The 4,478-nt window shown below is 66.5% G+C and carries 3 protein-coding genes; all 3 read right to left on the minus strand.

Going from position 1 to position 4,478, the window contains the following annotated elements:
* Positions 1 to 33: 33 nt before the first annotated feature.
* The 3 genes from ACDELDRAFT_RS19515 to ACDELDRAFT_RS19525 all read right to left on the minus strand — a co-directional run bounded on the left by ACDELDRAFT_RS19515 (position 34) and on the right by ACDELDRAFT_RS19525 (position 4,355).
* Entirely contained in the window at positions 34 to 1,188 is a 1,155-nt protein-coding gene (locus tag ACDELDRAFT_RS19515) for an ABC transporter substrate-binding protein (RefSeq protein ID WP_005799764.1), read from the minus strand.
* A 234-nt stretch (positions 1,189 to 1,422) separates the two neighbouring features.
* Positions 1,423 to 2,946 (minus strand): acetyl-CoA hydrolase/transferase family protein, encoded by a 1,524-nt coding sequence (locus ACDELDRAFT_RS19520; RefSeq protein ID WP_005799765.1) that lies wholly within the window; start codon positions 2,944 to 2,946, stop codon positions 1,423 to 1,425.
* Positions 2,947 to 3,068: 122 nt separating this feature from the next.
* Entirely contained in the window at positions 3,069 to 4,355 is a 1,287-nt protein-coding gene (locus ACDELDRAFT_RS19525) for a solute carrier family 23 protein (protein ID WP_005799766.1), read from the minus strand.
* Positions 4,356 to 4,478 lie beyond the last annotated feature (123 nt).

The following is a 4,478-nucleotide window of genomic DNA, read 5'->3' on the forward strand; positions in this document are numbered from 1 at the left end:
GCGGGCCCCAGCTTGGTGTGGCCCGCTGCGCCTTCAACCGACGAAGCGGCCGTTGGCGCCCATCACGCCCAGATCGAGAAACTTCGAGCCCACATAGGGCGCATTGCCACCGTAGTCGATCACCAGGCCGCCCAGGTCCGTGCTGCGCAGGCTGGCCAGCGCGGTGCGCAGCTTGGCGCGCGTGAGGTCGCGGCCCGCGCGTGTCATGCCCTCGGCCAGCACGCGCATGTTCACGTAGCCTTCAAAGCTGCGCGAAGAAAAATCCTGGTAGCCCTGCGCTCGCATGGCGGCCTGGTAGTCGCGCACCACTGCCACACTGGTGCGCCCGGCATCGGGCAACACCATCGACAGCGCCAGTCCGGCCGCCCGGCCGCCCAGCTGGCGCAGGTTGTCGCCGCTCAGCGCCACGCTCGTGGCGGCCAGCGGCATGCTGGGCGAGGCCTTCTTGAAGGCCGTGACCAGCTCGGCGGAAACGTCGCCGGCCGTGCCCAGCAGCACGGTGGTCGGCTTGGCGGCCAGGGCCTGCCGCACCACCTCGTTCACCTGGGTGCCCTTGGCGTCCAGCTTGAAGGCCTTGGGTTTGGGCTGGTTGGCGGCCTTGAGCGCGTTGTTCACGTCGGCCAGGAATTCGCGGCCAAAAGCCGTGTCGTGGTACAGGATGGCCAGGTCGGTAATGCCCATGGCCACCAGCTTTTGCGCGAGCCTTCGGGCTTCGTCGGTGTAGCTGGCACGCACGTGGAACACCGAGCGGTAGTCGGCCTTGCGCAGCGACGAGGCGCCACTCTGGGGGGCCACGTAGGGGATCTGCGCCTCGTCCACCAGCGGCAGGATGCGCTGGTTGTTGCCGGTGCCCATGCACGATAGCAGCGCGGCCACGTTGGCATCGGCGATCAGCTTGCGGGCATTTTCTTCGGAGCGCGCCGGCTCATAGCCATCGTCCAGCGCCAGCAGGTGCAGCTCGCGGCCGTGGATGCCGCCGCGGGCGTTGGCCTGTGCGATGCCGGCGTCAAGGCCCTGCTTGAGTTCGCGCCCCAGGCTCGCCAGGGGGCCGGTGATGCCCAGCGAGCAGCCAATGCTCACGGTCTTGGCATCGATGGTGTCCTGCGTGCCTGCCGCGCGCGACAACGGTGCGAAGGCGAATGCCGCGCTGGCGGCGGCGAGGGTCTGGGTGAATTGGCGGCGTTGCATGTGCGGGGGAAAAGCCCGTGCCATGGGCACGGGAGTTAGGGAAAACCCTGATGTTGCGGGAGTTCGCTGTCCCACCGCTGCCGCGCAGGTGACCCGCGCTGGCCATCGCGGCATTCTGTGGTGCGTCCGCTGCGGTGCGATGGCCTGTGCGGCGCTGTCGTCATGCCGTCACGCATGCGGGGTAGCGGTGTGACATTCGGCGTCGAGGTACCCGGCAGCGGCGCCGTCACGCCATCACGCCGCCGGGTGCATCGACCCCGTTTCCACGTAACGCTGGTGCCACGACAGCGCTTCGTTCAGCAGGTGGGGCGTGTGCTGGCCGCCGGCGCTGTGCTTGGCGCGTTCCACATAGTCGTGCAAGGCCGGGCGGAAGTCCGGGTGGGCGCAGCGGTCGATGATGACCTCTGCGCGCTGGCGCGGCGACAGGCCGCGCAGGTCGGCCAGGCCCTGTTCGGTGACGATGATCTGCGTGTCGTGCTCGGTGTGGTCCACATGCGAAACCATGGGCACGATGCAGCTGATGGCGCCGTTCTTGGCCACCGAGGGTGTCACGAAGAACGACAGGTAGCCGTTGCGCGCAAAGTCGCCCGAACCGCCAATGCCGTTCATCATGGCCGTTCCCATCAGGTGGGTGGAGTTGATGTTGCCGTAGATGTCGGCCTCGATCATCGAGTTCATGGCGATGATGCCCAGGCGGCGCACCAGCTCGGGGTGGTTCGAGATTTCCTGCGGGCGCAGGATGATGCGCTCACGATAGAAGTCAATGTTCTGCTCGAAGTCTTCATAGGCCTTGCGGCTGAGCGAAATCGCCGTGGCCGAGGCCTTGCTCATCTTGCCTGCGCGCAGCAGGTCCAGCATGCCGTCCTGTAGCACTTCGGTGAAGCCCAGCAGATTCTCGAATGGTCCGTGCAGCAGGCCAGCCAGCACCGCATTGGCCACGTTGCCCACGCCCGACTGCACGGGCAGCATTTCCTTGGGCAGGCGGCCCATCTTCATCTCATGCGCCAGGAAGTCGATGATGTAGCTGGCAATTTTGTTGGAGTTCTCGTCCGGCGTGGCAAACACGTTGTCGCGATCGCCCTTGTGGGTCTCCACCACGGCAATCACCTTGGTCGGGTCCACCCGCAGATAGGGCTGGCCGATGCGGTCGTCCGCATGGGTCATGTTGATGGGCACGCGGCGCGGCGGAATGGCCGTGCCGTAGTAGATGTCGTGCATGCCTTCCATCTTGGCCGAAGGCTTGGTATTGACTTCGAGGATCACCTTGTCGGCGATCTCCAGCCAGGTCTTGTTGTTGCCCACGGCCGCCGCGGGGATCAGCAGGCCTTCGTCCGTCACGCCCAGCACCTCGATCACGGCAACGTGCAGGGGGCCGAGAAAGCCGAACCATGCATGCTGGGCGACGTGCGACAGGTGCATGTCGATGAAGTCGATCTCGCCAGCGTTGATCTTGTTGCGGCAGATGGGGTCGGTGTTGAAGGGCAGGCGCTGGCCCAGGGCATTGGCCGCTGCCAGGGCACCATCGAGCTCGGGGGCGGTCGAGGCGCCCGTCCACACGTTGATCTTGTAGGGTTTGCCGGCCGCATGCTCGGCCTTGGCACGGGCCGCAAGGGCCTGGGGCACGGCCTTGGGGTAGCCCGCGCCGGTGAATCCGCTCATGCCGACGTTGGCGCCAGTGGGAATGAGAGCCGCAGCCTCTTCGGCTGACATGACGCGTTGAAGGAAGGCTGGGTGGCGTACCCGATCGGCCAGGGACATGGGGGGAAAACTCCGCAACGGTGAATGGGCGTCGGCGCGCAAGCTGCGCCAGGTAAACCTGTTGATTTTAGCCGTGGCGACTGAAACTCTAAGGGTTTACCCGTGGCGGCGGCCGGATGCCGTCAGCCCTTGCGGTTGAGCATCGCGTACAGCAGGATGGCCCCAAACGTAGCGGTACCAATGCCCCCCAGCGCGAACTGGCCGAACTTCAGCGTGAAATCCCCCGTGCCCACGATCAGCGTGATGGCCGCCACGATGAGGTTGCGGTTGTTCGAGAAATCCACCTTGTTGTCGACCCAGATCTTGGCGCCGGCCACGGCAATCAGGCCGAACACCACGATCGAGACGCCGCCCATCACGGGCAGCGGAATGGCCTGGATCAGCGCTCCGAACTTGGGCGAGAAACCCAGCACCAGCGCGATCAGCGCCGCCACGAAGAACACCGCGGTGGAATAGATGCGCGTGGCCGCCATCACGCCGATGTTCTCGGCATACGTCGTCACGCCCGTGCCACCGGCGCTGCCGCTGATCATGGTGGCGATGCCGTCACCCATGAAGGCGCGCCCCATGTAGCGATCCATGTCGTGCCCGGTCATGGCCGTCACGGCCTTGATGTGGCCCAGGTTCTCGGCCACGAGGATGATGGCCACGGGGGCGATCAGCAGCATGGCCGGCCCGCTGAACACGGGCGAGGCAAATTGCGGCAGGCCGAACCAGGCCGCATTGGCCACCCCCGAGAAGTCCATGGGCTTGCCCAGGCCCATGCCGTTGGTCAGCACCGCGTAGAGCACGCTGGCCAGGATCAGGCCCACCAGGATCAGCAGGCGCTGCAGCATGCCGCGCGTGAACACGGCCACCAGGCCCACGCACAGGAACGTGGCGGCCTGCATCCAGCTCTCGAAATTGTTGGCCGCCATGTTCTTGACCGGAACGCCCGCGAGGTTCAGGCCGATCACGGCCACCACCGCGCCCGTCACCACCGGCGGCATGAAGCGCTCGATCCAGCGCGTGCCCACGCCCTGCACGATCACGCCGATCAGCGTGTACACCGCCCCGCAGGCGATGATGCCCCCCAGCGCCACGCCGATGTTGGCGTTGGGTCCCTTGCCCGCATACGAGCTTGCCGCGATCACCACGCCGATGAAGGCGAAGCTGGAGCCCAGGTAGCTGGGCACGCGTCCGCCCGTCATCACGAAGAACAGCAGCGTGCCGATGCCGCTCATGAGGATGGCCACGTTCGGGTCGAACCCCATGAGGATGGGGGCGAGCACCGTGGCGCCAAACATGGCAATCACGTGCTGCACGCCCATGGCGGCGGTCTGCGGCCACGACAGGCGCTCGTCGGGCGCGACGACGGCGCCCTCGCGGGGCTGCACCTCGCGCCAGCGCGGGAAAAAGTTCTCGGACATGGGAAAGCTCCTCTCGGACAGGATGTTGTTGTGGATGTGAGGGAATGCGCGGCGGCCGAGGTGTCGGCGGCGCGCCATCATAGTGCGCGGCCGGCGAACGCGCCGGCGGTCGCACGCGGAGGG

Source organism: Acidovorax delafieldii 2AN (assembly GCF_000175235.1).
GTDB classification, from domain to species: domain Bacteria; phylum Pseudomonadota; class Gammaproteobacteria; order Burkholderiales; family Burkholderiaceae_C; genus Acidovorax; species Acidovorax delafieldii_B.